Source organism: Prochlorococcus sp. MIT 1341 (genome assembly GCF_034092415.1).
Taxonomy (GTDB): Bacteria; Cyanobacteriota; Cyanobacteriia; order PCC-6307; family Cyanobiaceae; genus AG-363-P08.
The window spans coordinates 1,129,842-1,148,848 of the sequence record NZ_CP139304.1 but is presented as its reverse complement, the minus strand read 5'-3'; the positions used below and the strand labels follow the sequence as shown (position 1 = coordinate 1,148,848).

Genomic DNA, 19,007 nt, shown 5'->3' with positions numbered 1-19,007 from the left:
TAAAAAATTTCAGCAAGTTCAACCATTAAGCTAAGCCTATAGGACCTTCTCCAGTCATTCCTGCATATTTGCTCTGGCTTCCTAGTTCATCCTCTATTCGTAGAAGTTGATTATATTTAGCAACTCTTTCACTCCTACTTAGTGAGCCAGTTTTAATTTGTCCTGAACGTGTCGCTACAGCAAGATCTGCAATAGTTGTATCTTCTGTTTCACCACTACGATGACTAATAACACTCGTATAGCCAGATTTGGTTGCTAAGTTTATGGCTTCCAGTGTTTCTGTGAGAGAACCTATTTGATTTACCTTTATTAAAATTGAATTTGCTATATTTTGTGTGATTCCTTTTTGGAGTCTTTCGGTATTGGTCACAAATAGATCATCGCCAACAAGTTGAATATTTTCACCCAGTTCTTTAGTTAGTATTTCCCAGCCTTCCCAGTCATCCTCAGCTAGTCCATCTTCAATCGAAATAATTGGATATGCACGAGTTAATTTTGCTAATTCATTTACCATTTCTTGACTGGAGTAGCTATTTCCTCCAAAAACATATTTTCCATTTTTGAAGAATTCTGTACTTGCAACATCTAAGGCCAATGATATTTGTTCACCTGCCTTATATCCTGCTTTTTCAATTGCATCTACTAGGAGCTCTCCTGCTGCATTATTACTGGTCAAATTTGGAGCGAAGCCACCTTCATCTCCAACAGCAGTTGATAGGCCTTGTTCAACTAGTAAAGATTTCAGGGTGTGAAAGACCTCAGCACCCATTTGGAGTGCTTCTCGAAAGGATGTCGCACCATGTGGAACTAGCATGAATTCTTGGAAGTCAAGATTATTTTCAGCATGTGCCCCACCGTTAATAACGTTCATTAAAGGAACTGGAAGTAGTGATGCCATAGGTCCCCCCAAATATCGATAAAGAGGTAATCCCAATCCATTTGCACAGGCTCTGGCAGTTGCGATGCTTACAGCCAGGATTGCGTTAGCACCAAGATTTGATTTGTTGGTAGTTCCATCTAGATCTTTCATTGCTTGGTCAATAGTTGCTTGATCATGTGCAACCAGACCACAGAGCGAGGGGGAAATTTGCTCTTGAATAGCATTAATAGCTTTTGTTACTCCCTTTCCCATATATCTGGTTTCACCATCTCGCATCTCGTGCGCTTCGTGGGCACCTGTGCTGGCCCCGCTCGGAACGATTGCTCTACCAAGAGCACCTCCTTCTAGTAGGACATCGGCTTCGACGGTTGGGTTACCTCGAGAGTCAAGAACCTCTCTGGCAAAAATGGTATCAATGACAAGGTCGAGGGAATCGATCACAATTGATAGGTAATGTTTTTGTATGAACTTGTTTGGTCTCCCACTGGTCTAGCAATATGTGCGATTGCACTACTAGATCTTCATATGGGTGGACCAAGCTCTTTGTAAGAGCAGAATGAACTTAGCTGGCTCGGTGTTCAGAGTCGATAGTTATGCGGATGTTGCACACGATGCTCAGAGTTGGAGACCTTGAGAGGTCTTTGATTTTTTATACCGAGGTATTGGGTATGAGCCTTTTAAGGCGTAAGGATTACCCGTCTGGACGCTTTACTCTGGCATTTGTTGGGTATGGGGATGAAAGTGAGAATACTGTGTTGGAATTAACGCACAACTGGGACAAAGATAATTATGAGCTTGGGGAAGGTTATGGGCACATTGCATTGGGAGTTGATGATATTTGGTCAGCTTGTACTGCGATAGCAGAACGAGGGGGCATTGTGGTAAGAGATCCTGGACCAATGAAACATGGAAATACTGTGATTGCATTTGTTGAGGATCCAGATGGTTACAAGATCGAACTGATTCAGATGAATTCCCGTCAGGCTGTGATCTAAAGCTGATGAATTTCCAGACTGGGACTAGATTTTCTAATCAGGGTAGCCTCACAACACAGCCTGATCTTTTTAGTGACGATGCATGGGATCTTTTGTTGGCTGCGCAAGATTTGGCTCGCAGATGGCGTCATCAGGATCTTGATGTAGAGCATTTAATGCAGGCTCTTTTTAGTGATATTTCCTATAAAAATTGGTTAGATGGTCTTCCTATTGACAATGCAGAGTTGTTAGATCGTTTAGAAGCGTTTATGGCTGACCAGCCAATGTCACGTAGTGACGAATTATTTGTTGGGGAAGACTTGGAAAACTTACTTGAAGAGGCTGAGCGTTCCCGAGTGCGTTGGGGCTCTCGATTAATTGATGTTTCCCATCTCCTAATCGCGTTAGGTAAAGATTCTAGAATTGGCGCAGAGTTATTTGATGAGCTTGGGCTACCTGGACAAAGATTAGAAGTGGAATTGAGGCGACTGCCAAATGCATCTAGTAAAAGTAAATTTTCTCGTGTTGCATCTCCACCAGACAAGGCAACTTCAAGGGTAAATACCAATAAGCAAACAACCGCGCCAAGGGTAAATACCAATAAGCAAACAACCTCGCCAAGGGTAAATACTAATGAGCAAACAACTTCTTTGGAATCTGGACTGATTTCAGAATCAACCAAAACTTCTCCTGAGTCATCTTCCTTGGAGTTAGTTCAAGAGCCAAAGGCTATTGATTTGTATGGTCGAGATTTGACATCAGCTGCACAGCAAGGGGAACTAGATCCTGTTATTGGTCGCGATCCTGAGATTCGTAGGTTGATCAAGGTTCTTTCGCGAAGGGGTAAGAATAATCCCGTGCTTATAGGAGCCCCGGGTGTAGGGAAGACAGCAATTGTTGAGCTTTTAGCCCAACGAATTGTTAATGGGGATGTTCCTGATTTACTGAAAGGGCTGAGATTGGTTGCCCTTGATTTAGGGGCATTAATTGCTGGCGCGAAATTCCGGGGTCAATTTGAAGAGCGATTAAGAGCAGTTTTGACTGAGGTGAGTGATCCAGATGCAGGTGTAATTCTTTTTATTGATGAGTTACATGCTTTAGTAAGTAATGATAGGTCTAGTTCTGATGCCGGAAGTTTGTTAAAACCACTTCTTGCAAGAGGTGATTTGAGGTGTATAGGAGCTACAACTTCAGAAAATTATCGTAGATCGATCGAAAAGGATCAGGCCTTTAGTCGTCGTTTTCAGCAGGTTGACATTAAGGAGCCCAGCCTGGATCTAAGTCTTCAGATTTTGCGTGGTTTGAAAGAAAGATATGAACTGCATCATGGGGTTGCAATTACTGATGCTGCTGTTCAGGCGGCCAATCGTTTAGCAGATCGTTATATAAGTGATCGTTGTTTGCCTGATAAAGCTATTGATTTGATTGATGAAGCTTCTGCTCAATTGAAGATGGAAGTCACTTCCAAGCCACAGGTTGTTGAGGAGGCTGAGGTAGAGCTACGTCGTATTGAAATGGCTTTGCTGGCTTCTAATGAGGCAAAACAATCAGAAAGAATGGAGCTACAAAAAGCACGTCTTTCGGCTGCCTCTTATTTATCTGATCTGAAGGAGAATTGGCAACAGGAATTGGATCAGGTTATTGAGTTAAGAAAGCTTCTTCAACAGGATGAAGATCTCCGTACTGCTATTGCTGAAGCTGAACATTTAGGTGATCTTGAGGATGCCGCTAGGTTGCAATATGACCACCTTACTGTTGTACAACAACGACGATCAGAGTTAGAGAATGCTTTAGCCAAAGCCCAAGCAGCAGGAACAGCATTGCTTCGTGAACAGGTTGAGCCAGAAGATGTTGCGGATGTAGTGGCTCGGTGGACAGGTATACCAGTTCAGAGGTTATTGGCTGGGGAAAGACAAAAGCTGTTAGAACTCGAGGATTATTTGTCTGAAAGAGTTGTGGGTCAACTGGAAGCTATTAAGGCTGTTTCTGCAGCTATAAGGAGGGCCAGGGCAGGGATGAAAGATCCTCGTAGGCCAGTTGGATCATTTCTTTTTTTAGGCCCTACTGGCGTTGGTAAGACAGAATTAGCTAAGGCTTTGGCATCTTCTTTGTTTGATGAAGAAGATGCTCTGGTGAGGTTAGATATGAGTGAGTTTATGGAAAGGAATGCAGTAGCACGCCTTTTGGGCGCACCACCTGGTTATGTTGGATATGAAGAAGGGGGTCAACTTACTGAAGCTGTTCGAAGACGGCCCTATGCAGTTTTGCTTTTAGATGAAATAGAGAAGGCTCATCCAGATGTTTTTAATTTACTTTTACAGGTGCTTGATGATGGACGTTTAACTGATTCGCAAGGGAGGACAGTTGATTTCCGTCATACGGTAATTGTTATGACGAGCAATCTTGCAAGTCGAGAAATCTTAGAAAAAGCAAGGTTGGCTGAAAAGGAAGATGGAGATTCTGTCGCGCTGGAGCAAATTTTGAAAAAGCAGGTTGACCTCTCTCTGGCAAAGCAGTTTCGTCCCGAATTTTTAAATCGAATTGATGAAGTTATCCGATTCCTTCCTCTTCAGCCAAATCATCTTCAGAAGATTGTTCGACTTCAATTAGCTGATCTTGCTTCTTTACTTGCGGAACAGGAACTTGAGTTAAGAGTCGATGATCAAGTTGTTGTTTCTCTTGCCGCTGAGGGATATCAGCCTGAATATGGAGCCCGCCCCTTAAGGCGAGTATTGCGAAGAAGGCTTGAAAATCCTTTGGCTACTGAATTGTTGGAGGAGCGCTTTAAAGGTTTTGGTGCTTTACGTGTAAAGGTTGGTATGAGCCAGTCAGAACCCTTTCTTTTTGTTCCAGAAGACTAAGTCAACCTTAATCCGTTAATGTATCAGCCTGCCCGAGTGTGCATTAACACCGGTATTAGCTTCTGGTTTTAGCTTCGTGACTAGTCCATCTTCAGAGGAAACTTCATCCGATAGCTCGCCCTCAGAGGAAACTTCATCCGATAGCTCACCCTCAGAGGCTACTTCAGCTCCAAAGCGTAGTTTTATTGCTGCTACTTATGATGAGCTAAAGCTGGTTGTCTGGCCTAGTCGTCAGCAGTTATTCAGCGAATCGATTGCAGTAATTTTGATGGTCAGTCTTTCGGCTGCATCTATTGCTGCAGTAAGTCGTTTTTACGGCTGGGGTGCTTCCCAAATCTTTCGTTGACTAAACATTCGCTTGGTCTTTCAGCCCATTTTTCTATATTTTTCCACAAGTGTCTGAGTTCGATACCACACCTCAACAAGAATCTGATTTGGCCCTTGAAACTGTTTCGGTGGCTAAAACAAGTGTTGCCCGGTGGTATGCAATACAGGTTGCTTCCAGTTGTGAAAAGAAAGTAAAGGCAACTTTGGAGCAAAGGGCTCTGACCTTGGGAGTTAGTAATCGAATATTAGAGATAGAAATACCTCAAACGCCTGCGGTGAAATTGAAGAAAGATGGGACTAGACAATCTACGGAAGAGAAGGTTTTTCCTGGCTATGTTTTAGTTCGTATGGTGTTGGATGAAGACACTATGATGGCTGTCCGCAGTACACCCAACGTTATTAATTTTGTCGGAGCTGAGGATAGACGTGCTACCGGTAAGGCGAGGGGGCATATCAAGCCACGACCCTTAAGCCGTCAAGAAGTTGATCGAATATTTAAGAGGGCTGCTGAGAAGAAGACTGTTGTGAAGCTTGACCTCACGGAAGGAGATCAAATCCTTGTGACTGCTGGACCTTTTAAAGATTTTCAGGGAGAAGTTATAGAAGTTTCTGGCGAGAGGAACAAGTTGAAGGCTCTCCTTTCCATATTTGGTCGGGAAACCCCAGTGGAACTTGAGTTCTCTCAAATAAGCAAACAGAATTAATTTTTTCAGGGCCGTCTCCCTGCGGAGGGCGGCCTGAGAGGTAGGTTCACTACTTATCTCGTAAAGCTTGTCTTTTTGACAGGTATCCGCAATTGTCTAACACCGCTAGCTGATGGCAAAGAAAGTAGTAGCCGTGATTAAGTTGGCCCTCCAGGCCGGCAAAGCGAATCCCGCGCCACCGGTGGGTCCAGCCCTCGGTCAGCATGGGGTCAATATCATGGCGTTCTGTAAGGAGTACAACGCTCGAACTCAGGACAAAGCGGGATTTGTGATCCCTGTGGAAATTTCTGTCTTTGAAGACAGAAGTTTTACCTTCATTACCAAGACTCCTCCAGCATCGGTACTCATTACCAAAGCTGCAGGTATTGAGAAAGGATCTGGTGAATCTGCAAAGGGAACGGTTGGCACAATTACGCGTGCCCAATTGGAGGAAATAGCTAAGACAAAACTCCCTGATTTAAATTGCAGCACGGTTGACTCTGCAATGCGTATTATTGAGGGCACTGCTCGCAATATGGGAGTCTCTATTAGTGATTAAGTCTTTCTAAAGCCCTCTTAGGGGTTAATCTTTCTCTTGTTCATTTATGGGGAAGGCAAGTTTTGCCGTTAGCACCCCAATTTTGTTATGAAAAAACTATCAAAGCGCTTTAGCAATCTTTCTGCAAAGGTTGAAGATCGAATCTATTCCCCTTTAGAGGCAATAAAACTTGTCCAAGAAAATGCTACAGCCAAGTTTGACGAGACCTTGGAAGTTCACGCTCGTTTAGGGATAGATCCTAAATATACAGACCAACAATTGAGGACTACCGTTGCGCTGCCAAATGGAACTGGTCAAGCTGTTCGTATTGCTGTGATAGCAAAAGGAGAAAAGGTGGCTGAAGCAAAATCTGCAGGAGCAGATCTTGTTGGAGAGGATGAGCTGGTAGAGACTATTTCTAAAGGTTCGATGGAGTTTGATTTACTTATTTCTACTCCCGAGATGATGCCTAAGGTCGCAAAGTTGGGTCGAGTTTTAGGACCACGTGGCTTGATGCCTAATCCCAAAGCTGGCACAGTTACGACTGATTTGAAGTCTGCAATTAAGGAATTTAAAGCTGGAAAATTGGAATTCAGAGCTGATCGTGCAGGTATTGTTCATGTTCGATTTGGCAAGGCAAGCTTTAAAGCAGAAGACTTGCTGGAAAATTTGAGGACTTTGCAGGAATCTATTGATCGCAATAAGCCAAGTGGTGCTAAGGGCCGTTACTGGAAGAGTCTTTATTTGACTTCTACAATGGGTCCTTCAGTGGCAGTGGATGTCACAGCACTACAAGATATGCAGCAAGAAGGGTAACCGTTTTGTTGTATCTTATATATGGCGAAAGCCAACGGGCGTGCTCCCGGCCAAAGACAGCAGGTAACAAATTCATTTTGATGTAATTACATCAAATTTGAATTTTATAATTCCTGCCGAGGTGAACGCTAAGGTTTTCCCCTAGGGATATGAACTAATGCGGCCTCGTTTCCAATAATGGAGCTGAGCTCCGGCTGCATGTCCAGCTTGTTCACCTGACTCGATCCAAATACTATGGGCCGCACTCTGGAGAGCAAGCAACAGATTGTCGAAGAGTTAAAAGGACTCCTCGATGAGGCTGAATTAGCACTAGTCCTTGATTATCAAGGACTTTCTGTCAAGGAAATTTCTGACTTGCGAAATCGTTTGCAGGCTCAGAATGGTGTATGCAAGGTTACAAAAAATACCTTGATGCGTCGTGCTATTGATGGAAATAGTGCTTGGGAGAATCTCGAATCCTTATTGAAAGGCACAAATGCTTTTGTCCTTGTAAAAGGGGATGTGGGTGGTGCAGTTAAGGCTGTTCAATCTTTTCAAAAGGACACCAAAAAATCTCAAACAAAAGGAGGCTTGTTTGAAGGCAAGCTTCTTTCTCAAGATGAGATTAAGGCTATTGGGAATCTGCCTTCGAAGGAGGTATTGATGGCTCAAATAGCTGGGGCAATTAATTCTCTTGCAACTAAAGTTGCATTGGGTATTAACGAGGTTCCTTCTGGCCTAGCGAGGACTATTAACCAGCATGCCGAAAAAGGCAATAGCTAAGACCTTCGACTTTAATTTTCCACTCTGATCTGTTGCTGAATCCCACTCATGTCTGCAAAAACTGATGAAATCCTTGAGTCTTTAAAGACTCTTTCTTTGTTGGAGGCTTCTGAACTTGTCAAGCAAATTGAAGATGCTTTTGGAGTCTCAGCTGCTGCTTCTGCTGGTGTAGTTATGGCTGCACCAGGTGCACCTGGTGCAGCTCCTGGGGAAGCCGCTGAAGAACAAACTGAATTTGATGTTGTGCTTGAAAGCTTTGAGGCTTCAGCCAAGATCAAAGTTTTGAAAGCAGTTAGAGAAGCTACAGGGCTTGGTCTTGGTGATGCCAAGGCTATGGTTGAGGCAGCTCCTAAGACCATTAAAGAAGGAGTTGCAAAAGATGAAGCTGAAACAGTCAAAAAGGCTATTGAAGCAGCTGGGGGTAAGGTCACCCTTAAATGATTGTTTGATTGATATTGAGACTTTCCTCTTGATATTTTTTGTTTCCTTCTGTTATGCCGGCTTATTTTTGGCCGGCATTTTTCATGTATTTAAGAATAATAAAAGACCCTGTCATAGACAGGGTCTTTTAGGTGGAAATTACCAGGAGTCTTTCCTTGTTTCGACCCTGAAAAATTCCTCACCCCTCACACAAGCGTAAAGATAACTTCCTGTCTCAGGATTATGCCTTATAAAAGGGGCGCTATTTCAACTGTCCTATAGAAAGATCTTTACTTTATTAGCTTTCTGTTGGAATGTGGTAGTGGGGATTTGTATTGTTCCTAATTAAGTTTCCAGGATGAATGCTTGAAGAAATTGACATACTTTTTTTATGACTGATCAACCTCTAGGAAGGGTAATAGCGGCTGCAACTGATGGTGCATGCAGTGGTAATCCAGGTCCAGGCGGTTGGGCTGTACTGTTTCGTTTTGAAAATGGCTTTTTAGAAGAATTTGGAGGACACGTCAGGTCAACTACAAATAATCGGATGGAGTTGCAGGCGGCTTTGGAAGCATTAAAACGACTAAAGCAGTTTTCAATGCATCCAGATTTGCAGATTCGCACGGACAGCAAATATTTGATTGATGGTTTTACCAAATGGATAACAGCTTGGAAAAAAAATGGATGGCGTACGTCGTCTGGTAAGGCTGTATTAAATAAAGACTTGTGGTTGGCTTTGGATCATGCTCGATTGCAACAGGTTCCTTTTGCTTATGTAAAGGGCCACAGCGGGGATAAGGATAATGATCGTGTGGATAAGATTGCCGTTGCTTTTTCCAAAGGTCTTTCGATCAAACTAAATACCAGGACTGATCATCAAGATAATTCAATTCCACACGAATCAAGTCTTAGAGATAAAGCAATTTCGGATATTGCTCCAATGAATCTGCAGAAGCTTTTGACACGATTTGAGCTTGCAGATCATTTTGCCAACTCTGGTCATACCCTCAGCGATGGTGAGATCGCGCAATTAATCGAAGAGCCTATTGAAAAAATTCGAACAATTACTGAGTCATGGGTTTGGCGAGATTGGGTTATAGAGCCTTTAAGTAACCAAAAGTGGCGTTTACGGAACAATTTGGAAAATATCATTTCATCAGAGGATCGATGTAATGACTGAGAAATCGCAAGTTGCTTTAAGCCCAACTGCACATCTTTATCAACGATGGTTTGGTCCTCTCTTGAGGAATGACGAAGGTTTTGATGCTGAGCAGTTGACACAGATTGCATTGGCTGTTTTAGGTCAAGTGTCACGACGAAGGGAGTGGCCTTTTTTATCTGGACTTTTATCAGATATGGCAAAAGATTTGCAGCGATTAGATTTGCGACTTGAGCAAAGACTTTTTGGTTGTTGTTTCCCTAATCCCATAGGGCTGGCTGCAGGTTTTGATAAGAATGGTATTGCGGCTGGAATTTGGGATCGATTTGGATTCGGTTTTGCTGAGCTTGGTACAGTTACTTTTAATGCTCAGGAAGGAAATCCTCGACCTCGATTATTTCGGCTTGCTGCTGAACAAGCTGCATTAAATCGTATGGGATTTAATAATAAGGGGGCTCGGGTTATGTATAGAACCCTTGAACAGCAGGCTTTACTTCCTCGAGGACAGCGACTTTTCCCTATAGGGATAAATTTAGGGAAGTCTCGTATTACACCTTTAGAGCTTGCTTCTAATGATTATTTTGCCTCCCTTGAATTGTTGGCTCCTTTTGCTGATTATGTAGTGCTTAATGTCAGCTCTCCAAATACTCCAGGATTGAGAGACCTTCAGCAACCAAGACAGTTAAGGCTTTTAGTGGAACGATTGCGTGGTCTAGATGGTTGTCCGCCTTTATTGGTAAAGATTGCTCCAGACTTAAAAGATCGAGAGATAGACGATTTAGCAAGATTGGCTACCGATGAAAGTCTTGAAGGAATTATTGCTGTGAATACTAGTTTAAATAGATTGGGTTTAGAAAATAGAGTTCTTCCTCAAACTGGACGAGCGCTCGAGGAGGAGTCTGGAGGTCTGAGTGGTACACCATTGTGCGATAGAGCTTTGGAAGTGTTGAAACGATTAAGAGCCATAGTTGGTTCATCTATTCCTCTTGTAGGGGTTGGGGGCATTTCTTCTTCAAAAGACGCTTGGGAGCGAATTACTGCGGGTGCCTCTTTGGTGCAGCTTTATACAGGTTGGATTTTTCAAGGTCCCGATTTAGTCCCTCGCATTTCAGAAGGCATCCTTATGCAGCTTGAGAAACATGGATTTAGGCATATTTCGGAAGCAGTCGGTAGTGAGGTGCCATGGACGTAGTTCAGAATGGGTTGTCACTTTCCCGACCAATTCTGTGGGGAATAATTTCAAATTTTTTCATGTATGGCTGTATGACTAGTAGTCCCTATAAGAGATTTTTCTTGAGCATCTCCTTTTTGATTGATTTATGAGTGAAGCAATTTCTTTGCATGGTGGCAACCTGATTTATGAAGGGAGAAGACTGGGATGTAGACCTGATCAATTATTGGACGCAAGTGCATCTTTAGTCCCTTTCCCAATGAGTAAGTCTTTAAGTCGATGTCTTGTTAAAGCCCTTAGAGAAGACGTGTTGCATCACTATCCTGATAGGGACTATCTCGAGTTGCGTCAGGCCATTGCTAAATGGCATCAGATTGATGCTGCAATGGTATTACCAGGCAATGGTGCTGCAGAATTAATTACCTGGGCGGCTCGGGATGCCTCTTTTCAAGGGTTAAGTTCATTACCTTCCCCAGGGTTTGCTGATTACGAAAGAGCTCTTCGTTGTTGGCAGGCAGCCTTTCGGTATGAGTCTTTACCAAGGGTATGGTCAGCTACTAGACCACAGTTGTTTCCATTGACTCCTAAATCAGATGTTCTTTGGATAACTAATCCTCATAATCCTACTGGGCAGTTATGGAGTAGAGAATCAATTAAGAGTTGTCTACCTAACTATAAGCTTGTTATTTGTGATGAGGCCTTTTTGCCTTTGGTGCCATGTGGTGAGGATGAATCACTTGTCTCATTGATAGCTAATAATTCTAATTTGGTTGTTATTCGTAGTTTGACAAAACTATTTTCCTTGCCAGGCTTAAGAATTGGTTATGCGATTGGAGATCCTGAGCGCTTAGAGCGATGGAAGAACTGGCGTGATCCATGGCCTTTAAATGCCTTGGCCATAGCTGGTGGAATTTATTTAATGACGAATACTCCTCCCGTAGAAAGTTGGATACAAAGAGTACATCGCTGGGTAGAGAAGGAGGGACAATGGATATATCGCAATTTGGATCAGCTTCCAGGAATCACACCTTATCCATCCGCTGCAAATTTTTTACTTATCGAAGGAGATGTTTCTCTGTTGTCTATTAATGAGCAGATGGCTCAGAAACGGATCTTATTAAGAGACTGCCGCTCTTTTGTTGACCTTGATGAACGATGGCTGAGAATATCTCTGCAAGGGCGACTTGATAATAGAAGAATTGTAAATGCTTTGGGAACTTGTCTATCCCATTAAATAAGCCCTTCTAAAAGTTTGACAATTCTTTTCTCAGCATCCTTAACAGCTAATTTTCTTATTTGCTTGCTCATTGTAAGTAGAAGATCTTCTTTTGACCCTTTTGTTGATAGTCGTGGATTTAGTAAATAAGTAATGTTGTTTCTAAGACTATATTCATTGGCTTTATGTTGATGAACTATCACTGCTCCCCCAAATGATGCAACACATGAGGCATTCGCATCTTGATGTCTATCGGAAGCATTCGGAAATGGCACCAAAATACTTGGTGTTCCACATATGGCAAGTTCACTGATGCTACCTGCACCAGCTCTGCTGATAGCCAAGTCTGCATTTTGAAGGAGCCCTGCGACCTCTTCTGTGAATTTTTTTTCAATGAGGTTGGGATGGTTTATATGATTAATTTCCTTATCATTGTTCCCAGTTATATGAACAACTCTGCAACCTGCTTCTAGCAGAGATGGTAACAAAGGTCTAACCATTCGATTTAGTCCTATAGCGCCTTGACTACCGCCTATAACGATTAATAGGGGACCTGAACCGATAGGTACCCATGTTGGTACAGGTTGAATTTGATAAAACTCTGCTCTAACAGGAGTTCCAGTAAGGATCGTCTTTATTCGTGGGATCTGCCTAGCTGTATCTGGAAGTCCGATAGCTACCACTTTGCAGAATCTCCCCATGAAGCGGGTTACTTTCCCAGGGATCACATTGGATTCATGGAGTAAAACTGGTATCTGGCATAGCCTTGCGGCCAAAATTGCAGGCGCTGCTATATATCCACCTGTTGTAAAAACTACTTGTATTTTTTCTTTTTTTATCAACCTTCGTATCTTTAGGCTTACCGCAAGCGCTTGCAGTAATCGTAGAAGTTTGTGAAAAAAGCTGTTTTGTAGTCCACCCGCGCTAACTGTGGTGAGGTGGTATTCAGTCGGGATGATTTTGGCCTCAAGTCTGTCTGGTACCCCTATCCATCTGCATTGCCAGGTGGCAGGTAAAGCTTTTGCTACTGCTAATGCGGGGTAGATATGCCCACCTGTTCCACTTGCTGCAATAAGGAGTTTTGGCATCGTATTTGGCACATTATGCGAAGTGCCGATTAACTTGTCTTTATTAGACCAAACACTAACTTGCGACAATCAACAAAGGCTGTTTTTGCATCATCTCTGTTGGCGTTAATGATTTTGATGGGATTGCCCTCATCAAGAGCAGGCGACACACTGGTGTTAGTTGATGACATAGAGACTGCATTAAATAGCTCTGCAGAGGGCACTCTTAGTAATTTCTTCGATGTTGAGCAGGCTTCTGATTTATTGCTTCGCTTTAGAAGGTTGAAAACTCGGTTCCCAGATGCTAGATGGCTTTTGAAGCCATCTAGCAAGCTTCAGGATGGCCGTTCAACTCTGGAAGTATTTATTAATGGCAGTACTCAATTAAAAGAACAAGATTATCATTTTCAATCTAAACAAATTCTGGCTTTTCGAACTCGCAAGGAAAAGATTATTGATCAGGAATTGTTATTTGAGGAGTCAATTCTTAGAAGCAATAATCACTTAATTCCGATCACTTTGCAAATACCTGATGCTGTCCTTACTGGTAGTAGATATGACATTGATGTTTTATTTGATGAGCCATTAGGAGAATCAATTGTTGCTGCAGGTTTGATTGACCTGACAAGTAAACAGATTAATGCCGATGAGAGTCCTGAGATATTGCTTGCGCCTATGCATGGGGGAGGACTATTTAAATCAGTACTTGCTCCCCTTATCCCAGGGAAACAGACTTGGGCTATTCTTTTGGCTCATACTAATGGAATTATTTCGGTAACGAAGTTGGTTAGAGTTGTCCCAACAGAAGAAGAATTGGCAATTAATTAAATAATTATTGCCTTGCACCTTCATGTTCAGCTTGCTTCGTCTAAAGCTGCTACACCAGGTAGAACTTTACCTTCTAATAATTCTAAACTTGCTCCACCTCCAGTAGAAATGTGAGACATCTTTTCAGCAAGACCAGCTTTTTCAACTGCTGCAACTGAGTCACCACCACCAATAATGGTACAACAACCAGTAGATCCAATTTTTGCAAGTGTGCTTGCTATAGCGTTAGTTCCCTTGGCAAATTTGTCGAATTCAAATACTCCCATGGGTCCATTCCAAATGACTGTTTGACAATTCTCTAGGGCTGATTGGAATGTTGCGATTGATTCTGGACCAATGTCAAGGCCCATCCATCCATCTGGCATTGCATTTATAGATGTGATTTTGGAATTGGCATCAGGAGAGAAATCATCAGCAAGTACAACATCTGATGGCAATAATAATTCCACTCCTTTCGCTTTGGCTTTCTCTTCGAGGTTTTTTGCAAGTTCAAGTTTGTCATTTTCAATCAAGCTTTTTCCTACATCTAGGCCTCTTGCTTTATAGAAGGTAAATATCATCCCTCCACCAATTAATACCTTGTCGCATTTGTCGATTAAAGACTCAAGAACACCTATTTTGCTACTTACTTTAGAGCCCCCTACAATTGCTGCTAATGGCCTTTTGGGTTGATCTATAGCCCCTTGGAGATATTGCAGCTCTTTTTCCATTAGATAACCGGCAACATTTGGAGATAGGAACTTGGTAACTCCTTCAGTGGAAGCATGTGCACGATGTGCTGCTCCAAATGCATCATTTACATAAACTTCTGCTAGGGAAGCCAGACTTTTAGCAAAACCCGGTTCATTATTTTCTTCTTCAGCGAAAAAACGGACATTCTCTAGAAGTAAAATGTCACCATTTTCCATGGCGGACACTTTGTTTGATGCGTCTTCGCCAATGCAACTATTGCTTTTTTGAACTTGTTTATTAAGCAGCTCACTTAGGCGAGCAGCAACAGGTGTGAGGCGCATTCCTTCTTTGACTTCTCCCTTTGGTCTACCGAAATGAGCACAAAGGATCACTCGCGCACTTTTATGAATGAGGTCATTAATTGTTGGGATTGCTGCGCGGATCCTTGTGTCATCGGTTATTTGGCCTTGATTATTTAGAGGAACATTGAAGTCCACGCGAACCAATACTCGTTTGCCACTGAGATCTGCTGGGCTGAGGTTAGATAGAGAACGCTTCGCCATGATGGTTATTTCATGAAGTAACTAAACTGGCTGAGGTTAACCCTTTGGTGGCCTTTTTGGCTTGCAGTGCAGTTGGCCAAATAACGTTGAAGTGCTCTACTACAAATAAGAGTTGAGTGTTGGAGCTTATTGATTTGTTCGAAACAGTTCTTTTCCCAATTGGGCATCCTCGTCAGGCAATTGATACAGCAAAGAAGGCTTTGGACTTGGCAAGAGCTCAACAGAGCCAATTGATTTTGCTTGTAGTGGAAGATCCTGAGGGTACAGATGGAAATGATTCCACGTTGAGAAAGAACATATTAGAAACCATTTTGGATAGGTCTCAGCAGGCTGGAATTGTTTGTGAGGCACTTAATAGAAAAGGGAAACCTGCTTTTGTGATTTGTGATGTAGCAGATGAAAAAAATGTTGATTTGATTGTGATGGGTACTAAGGGCATAAACCTTGAGGAAGAAAAAGAAAGTATTGCTGTTCGTGTTATTCAGTTGGCACCTTGTCCTGTGTTAGTGGTGCCGTGAGTTTTCCAACTATCCAGTGGTATCCAGGCCATATAGCTAAAGCAGAGCAACAATTAACCAATGGACTGGATAAAGTTGATTTGGTGATTGAAGTACGTGATGCAAGGATTCCTGTATCCACTTCTCATCCGCATCTCAAGAAGTGGATACAGGGTAAGCAGCATCTATTAGTGATTAATCGACGTGACATGGTTTCTGGAGAAGCCATGCATTCATGGGATAAATGGTTTAGGGATCAAGGCCAGACACCATGGTGGTGCGATGCGAAAAGAGGTACCGGTGTTAAGCAGATTCAGCAAGCTGCAATTCGTGCTGGGGATCATCTCAATCAGCGTCGTCTTTCGAGGGGGATGCGTATTCGGCCAGTACGCGCTCTCGTTTTGGGTTTTCCAAATGTTGGCAAGTCTGCTTTGATTAATAGATTGGTGCGTCAGAAGATTGTTGCGAGCGCTAGGCGCGCTGGTGTTACAAGGACTTTACGTTGGGTCAGAGTTGGCCAAGATTTAGATTTGCTTGATGCTCCTGGAGTATTACCCCCAAGATTAGATAATCAGAAATCGGCTTTATTGCTTGCTATTTGTGATGATATTGGGATGGGAGCATATGACGTTCAAGTTGTTGCAGTTGAGTTTTTGAAAATGCTGGCTTTGTTAGAAAACAAGGTTGAGGTTTCTAATCAGATTTTGCATACCCGTTACGGAATACCTTTTCCAACAGAACCCGATGAATGTTTGAAGTGGTTGAGCCTTTTGGCACAAAGAAATACCTCAGGGCAGATTGAGAGGATGGCGCAAAGGGTTTTGGATGATTTTCGAAAATCGCATTTGGGTTTGATTTCCTTGGAGCTCCCATGAAGCTTGAGGAGAAAACACCTGAGTTTGGAGAAGGAGAAGGAGAGCTGGTCAAGCTTATTTATCTCAGACCATTGCCAATGAGACTTGACCGTTGGTTGGTTAGCCAAAGACAAGAACAAAGTCGTAGTCGCATACAGAAATTTATTGATGCAGGATATGTTCGTGTTAATGGAAATAAGGGACTTTCTAAAACACCTCTAAGAAAAGATGATGAGGTTCTTTTATGGATTCCACCTCCTGAGCCTTTGCCATATTTAAAGCCAGAAAAAATGCAACTAAATATCCTATTTGAAGATGAACATTTGATTGTTATCAATAAACCTTCAGGCCTAACTGTTCACCCAGCACCGGGTAATAAAGATGGCACTTTAGTGAATGGTGTTTTACATCATTGTAGAGACCTACCAGGGATTAATGGAAAACTTAGGCCCGGCATAGTTCATCGTCTTGATAAGGATACAACAGGTTGCATTGTTATTGCTAAGAATCAGGAATCTTTGGTGAGTTTGCAAAAGCAGATTCAAACTCGTATTGCATCACGTAATTATCTTGCTGTGGTTCATGGTGTACCTAAAGGTGAAGAAGGAATAATCATTGGTCCTATCGGGAGGCATCCAGTTGATAGAAAGAAATATGCTGTTGTTTCCGATCAGAATGGAAGACATGCCTGCACAAATTGGCGTTTAAAAGAACGTCTAGGGGATTATTCATTGCTGAGCTTTAAGTTAGATACTGGCCGCACGCATCAAATACGAGTTCATTGCTTGCACCAAGGCCATCCCATTGTGGGCGACCCTATTTATAGCCGTTGTAAAAAACTTCCTGTTGATCTACCTGGCCAGGCATTGCATGCAATTCACCTCGGCTTGGAACATCCTGTTACAGGAACAAGGCTGGAGTTTAATGCTCCATTGCCACCATCTTTTACTCAGTTATTATCTGTTTTGCGCAGAAGATTAGATCATTTATCTTGACGTTGGTAACCTTGGACAAGATTTGACAAGAGATTTTGTGACTCGGGAAACAGGTTCATTAAAGACCTTTTCTGGCAACCCTTCTTCAATTACTTTGCCTTGATCCAATACGATTATTTTCTGACAGAAACGTGATGCAATCTGTAAATCATGCGTAATAAAAATTATCCCTATTCCTAGATTCTGTTGTAACTGTTTAAGCAGGGACAGAACCTCAGCTTGAATTTCTGGATCCAACATGCTTACGCTTTCATCACAAATAAGAACTTTTGGTTTTAAGGCTATAGCTCTAGCTATAGCAACTCTCTGCTGCTGACCGCCAGAGAGCTGATTTGGTAATCTATTTTGAAAATTCTCGGGAGGGTTAAGCCCTACTTTTTGCAGGAGTTTTAAAGATATTTCTTTTGCATTTGACTTGTTACAGATTCTATGAATTAGTAAGGGATCTGCTATCGCTTCGCCAACAGTCATTTTTGGGTTAAGGCAAGCATATGGATCTTGAAAAACCATTTGAATTTGTTCTCTTTGTTTGTAAAAATCTTTACCTTTTAAATTCAGAATTGTGCAACCATTTAGTTTTATCAGTCCACCCCGCACAGGGATTAGCCCCATCAAAGCCCTGCATAAAGTGCTTTTCCCACATCCTGACTTTCCAACAATTCCAATACTTTCACCGGTGTGCAATGAAAAACTAATTCCATTTATTGCCTTGATCCAATTTTTGCTCCATGGGAGCCCGCGCTCTCTATGCCAACAACGCAAATTATTTATTTCTAGGACAATTGATTTCTGGCATTGAGATGGATTAATTAACGCCTCTTTTTCACGCGCTGCTTCTACCATTCTTTTGCCAATTTCTGATTTAGGTTGGCTCAGTATTTCTTTGCAAGGCCCTTGTTCAACTATTTGACCTTTGTACAGGATTGCGATCTTTTTACACCAGCGGGCTGCTAAGGCAAGGTCATGGCTTATTAGCAAGAGGGCAACACCCATTTCCTCACAAAGGTCATTTAATTGACCCATTATTTGATTAGCTACTGCAACATCTAGGCTTGTAGTTGGTTCATCAGCGATGATTAAAGGAGGATTGAGTGCTATTGCTAAAGCAATTCCTAGTCGTTGACGCATACCTCCACTTAGTTCATGAGGGTAGGCATTAAATCTTTTGGGATCAATGCCTACTCTCTCTAAGAGTTCTTCGGCTTTTTCTTTTCTTTGTTTGGAGTTGCTTCTGGGTTGGAAAGCTTGGAGGGTGTCAAGTAAATGATCTCCCACTTTGATTAGGGGGTTTAAACGAGTCATTGGATCTTGAAAAATCAGCCCTACAGTTTTTGCTCGCAATTCTCTAAGTTTCTGTTCTGTAAGTTGACGAGGATCTTTACCTCCAAGGAATATTTCACCTTCACAAATGCTTTTGGCTGGGAGAAGTTGTATTGAAGCTTTTGCTACCGTACTTTTTCCACATCCTGATCCTCCTACTAGAGCGATCTTTTCTCCTGCAGAAAGCTCAAGGTTTAGCCCATTCAATATCCAAGTATTGCTGGATGGATAAGCGATACGCAAGTGTTTCAGCTGAAGAACCTGCCCCGAAGAATTGGGCATAGGAGTAGCACGTCTTATAAGGCCTGAATACCATGGAATTATCAGGCTTAGTGGATGCTTAACGTCAGTTCCCAGATTGATCCCAAGCAGGCTAGTAAGGTTTGTGACTCGGATTTGAGTGG

18 protein-coding genes and 2 pseudogenes are annotated in these 19,007 nt (G+C 42.4%); 16 read left to right on the top strand and 4 right to left on the bottom strand.

The genetic code is table 11. The annotated features are described in order from the left end of the window. Window positions 1–25: 25 nt before the first annotated feature. A complete protein-coding gene (gene eno, locus SOI84_RS05880; protein WP_320673639.1) occupies window positions 26–1,321 on the bottom strand; it encodes a phosphopyruvate hydratase in 1,296 nt (431 codons plus the stop codon). A gap of 152 nt (window positions 1,322–1,473) precedes the next feature. On the opposite strand from eno, the gene gloA reads away from it, so the two are divergent. The 12 genes and pseudogenes from gloA (at window position 1,474) to SOI84_RS05825 (ending at window position 11,825) form a co-directional block, all read left to right on the top strand. Beyond that, window positions 1,474–1,875 carry a lactoylglutathione lyase gene (gene gloA, locus SOI84_RS05875; RefSeq protein ID WP_320673638.1) on the top strand — a complete coding sequence of 134 codons (402 nt, stop codon included), beginning with the start codon at window positions 1,474–1,476 and terminating at the stop codon, window positions 1,873–1,875. Window positions 1,876–1,880: 5 nt separating this feature from the next. Further along, window positions 1,881–2,066: pseudogene (locus SOI84_RS10005) on the top strand (Clp protease N-terminal domain-containing protein); the annotation flags it as partial. 507 nt (window positions 2,067–2,573) lie between these two features. Beyond that, a pseudogene (locus SOI84_RS05870) lies at window positions 2,574–4,715 on the top strand (ATP-dependent Clp protease ATP-binding subunit); the annotation flags it as partial. 76 nt (window positions 4,716–4,791) lie between these two features. Next, complete coding sequence (secE, locus tag SOI84_RS05865; protein ID WP_320673636.1) at window positions 4,792–5,061, top strand: preprotein translocase subunit SecE; 270 nt, start codon at window positions 4,792–4,794, stop codon at window positions 5,059–5,061. 88 nt (window positions 5,062–5,149) lie between these two features. Further along, window positions 5,150–5,746: a transcription termination/antitermination protein NusG gene (nusG, locus tag SOI84_RS05860; protein ID WP_414153627.1), complete on the top strand. Its 597-nt coding sequence runs from the start codon at window positions 5,150–5,152 to the stop codon at window positions 5,744–5,746. A gap of 112 nt (window positions 5,747–5,858) precedes the next feature. Then, window positions 5,859–6,284, top strand: coding sequence for a 50S ribosomal protein L11 (rplK, locus tag SOI84_RS05855; protein WP_320673634.1), 426 nt, complete (start codon window positions 5,859–5,861; stop codon window positions 6,282–6,284). 87 nt (window positions 6,285–6,371) lie between these two features. Continuing rightward, window positions 6,372–7,079, top strand: a complete 708-nt coding sequence (rplA, locus tag SOI84_RS05850; RefSeq protein WP_320673633.1) for a 50S ribosomal protein L1 — start codon at window positions 6,372–6,374, stop codon at window positions 7,077–7,079. A 234-nt stretch (window positions 7,080–7,313) separates the two neighbouring features. Then, window positions 7,314–7,841: a 50S ribosomal protein L10 gene (gene rplJ, locus SOI84_RS05845; RefSeq protein WP_320673632.1), complete on the top strand. Its 528-nt coding sequence runs from the start codon at window positions 7,314–7,316 to the stop codon at window positions 7,839–7,841. A gap of 48 nt (window positions 7,842–7,889) precedes the next feature. Next, a complete protein-coding gene (gene rplL / locus SOI84_RS05840) occupies window positions 7,890–8,282 on the top strand; it encodes a 50S ribosomal protein L7/L12 (RefSeq protein ID WP_320673631.1) in 393 nt (130 codons plus the stop codon). Window positions 8,283–8,652: 370 nt separating this feature from the next. After that, a complete protein-coding gene (locus SOI84_RS05835; protein ID WP_320673630.1) occupies window positions 8,653–9,441 on the top strand; it encodes a ribonuclease H in 789 nt (262 codons plus the stop codon). Then, window positions 9,434–10,612 carry a quinone-dependent dihydroorotate dehydrogenase gene (locus SOI84_RS05830; protein WP_320673629.1) on the top strand — a complete coding sequence of 393 codons (1,179 nt, stop codon included), beginning with the start codon at window positions 9,434–9,436 and terminating at the stop codon, window positions 10,610–10,612. The genes SOI84_RS05835 and SOI84_RS05830 overlap by 8 nt, the downstream gene beginning before the upstream one ends. A gap of 127 nt (window positions 10,613–10,739) precedes the next feature. After that, on the top strand, window positions 10,740–11,825 hold the full coding sequence (locus SOI84_RS05825) for a threonine-phosphate decarboxylase (RefSeq protein ID WP_320673628.1): 1,086 nt from the start codon (window positions 10,740–10,742) through the stop codon (window positions 11,823–11,825). On the opposite strand, the gene murG is transcribed toward SOI84_RS05825, so the two are convergent. Beyond that, the gene (gene murG / locus SOI84_RS05820) at window positions 11,822–12,895 is read right to left on the bottom strand and encodes an undecaprenyldiphospho-muramoylpentapeptide beta-N-acetylglucosaminyltransferase (protein WP_320673627.1); all 1,074 of its coding nucleotides are present in this window, start codon (window positions 12,893–12,895) and stop codon (window positions 11,822–11,824) included. The genes SOI84_RS05825 and murG overlap by 4 nt on opposite strands. Before the next feature lie 60 nt (window positions 12,896–12,955). Between murG and SOI84_RS05815 the strand changes: the two genes are divergently transcribed. Next, the gene (locus SOI84_RS05815) at window positions 12,956–13,702 is read left to right on the top strand and encodes a hypothetical protein (protein ID WP_320673626.1); all 747 of its coding nucleotides are present in this window, start codon (window positions 12,956–12,958) and stop codon (window positions 13,700–13,702) included. A 26-nt stretch (window positions 13,703–13,728) separates the two neighbouring features. On the opposite strand, the gene SOI84_RS05810 is transcribed toward SOI84_RS05815, so the two are convergent. Next, on the bottom strand, window positions 13,729–14,937 hold the full coding sequence (locus tag SOI84_RS05810; RefSeq protein ID WP_320673625.1) for a phosphoglycerate kinase: 1,209 nt from the start codon (window positions 14,935–14,937) through the stop codon (window positions 13,729–13,731). 134 nt (window positions 14,938–15,071) lie between these two features. Here SOI84_RS05810 and SOI84_RS05805 point away from each other — a divergent pair, with 134 nt between their 5' ends. From SOI84_RS05805 to SOI84_RS05795, 3 genes are read left to right on the top strand one after another with little or no spacing between them, the layout of a single operon-like run. Next, window positions 15,072–15,455: a universal stress protein gene (locus SOI84_RS05805; RefSeq protein ID WP_320675378.1), complete on the top strand. Its 384-nt coding sequence runs from the start codon at window positions 15,072–15,074 to the stop codon at window positions 15,453–15,455. Further along, complete coding sequence (ylqF, locus tag SOI84_RS05800) at window positions 15,452–16,309, top strand: ribosome biogenesis GTPase YlqF (protein ID WP_320673624.1); 858 nt, start codon at window positions 15,452–15,454, stop codon at window positions 16,307–16,309. The genes SOI84_RS05805 and ylqF overlap by 4 nt, the downstream gene beginning before the upstream one ends. Further along, window positions 16,306–17,283: an RluA family pseudouridine synthase gene (locus SOI84_RS05795; RefSeq protein ID WP_320673623.1), complete on the top strand. Its 978-nt coding sequence runs from the start codon at window positions 16,306–16,308 to the stop codon at window positions 17,281–17,283. Before ylqF ends, SOI84_RS05795 begins: the two co-directional genes overlap by 4 nt. Here the strand turns inward: SOI84_RS05795 and SOI84_RS05790 are convergent. After that, complete coding sequence (locus tag SOI84_RS05790; RefSeq protein ID WP_320673622.1) at window positions 17,275–18,885, bottom strand: ABC transporter ATP-binding protein; 1,611 nt, start codon at window positions 18,883–18,885, stop codon at window positions 17,275–17,277. The genes SOI84_RS05795 and SOI84_RS05790 overlap by 9 nt on opposite strands. Window positions 18,886–19,007 lie beyond the last annotated feature (122 nt).